Here is a 2,718-nt window from a genome sequence, read left to right as displayed (position 1 = left end):
AGCGCGGGAACCGGCGACCACAGGAGAGGCGCCAGCGGCAGGCACCCGACCACCGCCGCGACGGCCATGGCCGGCCGCGTCCCGACGGCCTCGGCGAGGAAGCCCCCGGCCGGGCCGCCGAGCGCGAGCGTGCCCCAGATGAGGAACCGCATGGACGCGTTCATCCGCGCCTGGAGCCGGCCCGGTGTGACGGACTGCCGCAGCGTCACCTGCGCGACGTTGAACAGCGGCACGCCGAGGCCGAACACCAGCTGGCCCGCGGCGAGGAACGGCAGGGACGACGCGGGGGACGTGGCGGGCAGCACGGCCAGTCCCGCCGCCGAGACCAGCGCGCCGGCCGTGATCGTACGGCCGTACCCGATGCGCCTGATCACGGGTCCGACGATCAGCGCGCCGAGGACGAAGCCGACGCCGCAGAGCGCGAACACCAGCCCGACGAGGGCGGACGGGTAGCCCAGCGTCCGCACCATGTACAGCGTCAGCAGCACCGTGAGCATCGACGAGGCGAGGTTGACCAGGCTCGCGCAGGCGGCGATCCGGCTGAGCAGCGGATCGCGCAACACGAACCCGAGCCCTTCGCCGACCTCCCGGCGGAGCGACCGGGACGTCGTGCCGCCACCGGCCTCCGGCCTCGGCTCGGTGTGCCGGATCGCGCGGCACAACAGACCGGAGACGAGGAAGCTGAGCGCGTCCAGCAGCACGGTCGCGGCCGCGCCGATCGCTCCCGCGAGCACGCCGGCCGCGCCCGGCCCCACCATCTCCGCCGCCGACCCGCTGATGGTGAGCCTGGTGTTGGCCTCGGTGAGGTGCTCGCGCCGCACCAGCGCCGGCAGGTAGCTCTGGTAGGAGACGTCGAAGCAGACGGTGAAGACGCCGGCGAGGACGGCGACCGCGTAGAGCTGGAGGAACGACAGGACGCCCAGCGCGTACGCCACCGGCACGCTCCCCAGCAGGGCGGCCCGGCACAGGTCGGCGACGATGAGGACCGGCCGGCGCCGCATGCGGTCGAGGATCGCGCCCGCCGGCAGGGAGAGCACGAGGAACGGCACGGTGCGCGCCCCGGCCAGGAAACCCAGCTCGGCGGGAGAGGCCCGCAGTGCCCCGATCGCGAGAAGAGGAACGGCGAGCTGTCCGACCTGGGTCCCCGTCTCGCTGATCGACTGGGCGGCCCACAGCCGCAGGAAGTCCGGCGAACGCCGGAGCCCACCGCCGGTCGTCGGGCCCGGTCTCCCCCTGGCATTGGACGGTTGCACGACTCGACGCTTTCTCCGATGCGGATTAGCCGTTTTCACCCGGAATTACCGGCGATGGCCGCGTACTCGATTCTTCCGGCCATGTATACCGCTTTCCAGCTGTTTTCCGCACCGTGCTCCGAGCCTTGTCTGCGGTCTTATCTTTTCGGAGGATAAGTCCCATGATGATTTGTCAGGCCATCGCGCGGCAGGCCGCGAAGTCGCCGGATCGGGTCGCCCTCGAATTCGAGGGCGACCGCCTGACATACGGCGAGATGTGGCGGCGTGTGGAGCGGCTGGCCGAGCGGTTGCGCGCCGTGGGCGTGGGGCCGGACGACCGGGTGGCCGTGGCGATGGAGCGCTCCCTGGAGCTGCCGGTCGCGCTGCTCGGCGTGCTCGCCGCCGGAGGGGCGTACGTCCCGCTCGACTCCGGGCACCCCCCTGAGCGGCGGGCCTTCATGCTCGCCGACTCCGGCGCGCGCGTCCTCCTCACCCGGACCGGGCCGCACGACGCGCCGCCCGCGTTCCCCGGACCGGTCCTCGTCCTCGATCCCTCCGGCGAGGCCCCCGGGGACGGGCACGCGCCGCCCGATCCCCACCCGGACGACCTGGCCTACGTCATCTACACCAGTGGGTCGACCGGATCGCCCAAGGCGGCGATGACCAGCCACCGCGCCATCGCCAACAAGCTCGCCTGGATGCAGGACGCGTACGGGCTCACGTCCGGCGACCGGGTCCTGCAGAAGACGCCCGTCGGCTTCGACGTCTCCATCTGGGAGCTGTTCTGGCCGCTGATGGCCGGAGCGCGGCTCGTGCTCGCCCGTCCCGGCGGGCACCGCGACCCCGCGTACCTGGTCGAGGTGATCCGCCGGGCGGGCGTCACCGTCCTGCACTTCGTCCCGTCGATGCTGCGGGCGTTCCTCGCCGCGCCCGGCGTCGAGCGATGCGGCACGGTCCGGCACGTGATCTGCAGCGGCGAGGCGCTCACCGCCGAACTGGCCGAACGGTCGTTCGAACGCCTGCCCGGCGCGCGGCTGCACAACCTCTACGGCCCGACCGAGGCGGCGGTGCAGGTCACCGCCTGGGAGTGCCGGCCGGGCGACCGGACGACGCCCATCGGCTTCCCGATCGCGAACGTCCATGCCTTCGTGGTCGACGCGGACCTGAGGCCGCTCGGGCCGGGCGAGGCCGGCGAGCTCCTGATCGGCGGTGTGGCACCGGCCCGGGGCTATCTCGGCCGGCCGGGGCTCACGGCCGAGCGCTTCGTGCCGGACCACCTGTCGGGAGCGTCCGGCGCCCGGCTCTACCGAACGGGCGACCGGGCGCGGCGGCGCGGCGACGGGGCGCTGGAGTTCCTCGGCCGGCTGGACGACCAGGTCAAGATCCGGGGCGTACGGATCGAGCCGGGCGAGGTCGCGGCGGTGCTGTCCCGGCATGAGGCGGTCGGCGGCGCGGCGGTGGTCGCCCGGCCGGACGCCGGGGGACA

The 2,718-nt window shown here is 73.5% G+C and carries 2 protein-coding genes; one reads left to right on the top strand and one right to left on the bottom strand.

The genetic code is table 11. The features are described from left to right. The coding region (locus ACFFNX_RS47115) for an MFS transporter (RefSeq protein ID WP_378212915.1) at positions 1-1,253 on the bottom strand (1,253 nt) is incomplete at its 3' end. 161 nt (positions 1,254-1,414) lie between these two features. Between ACFFNX_RS47115 and ACFFNX_RS47110 the strand changes: the two genes are divergently transcribed. After that, on the top strand, positions 1,415-2,718 hold a 1,304-nt coding region (locus ACFFNX_RS47110; RefSeq protein ID WP_378212914.1), incomplete at its 3' end, for an amino acid adenylation domain-containing protein.

Origin of the sequence: Actinoallomurus acaciae, assembly GCF_042429965.1 — a bacterium.
GTDB classification, from domain to species: domain Bacteria; phylum Actinomycetota; class Actinomycetes; order Streptosporangiales; family Streptosporangiaceae; genus Actinoallomurus; species Actinoallomurus acaciae.
Note: the sequence above shows the minus strand (reverse complement) of the source record. Positions and strands in the feature narration are given on the sequence as shown.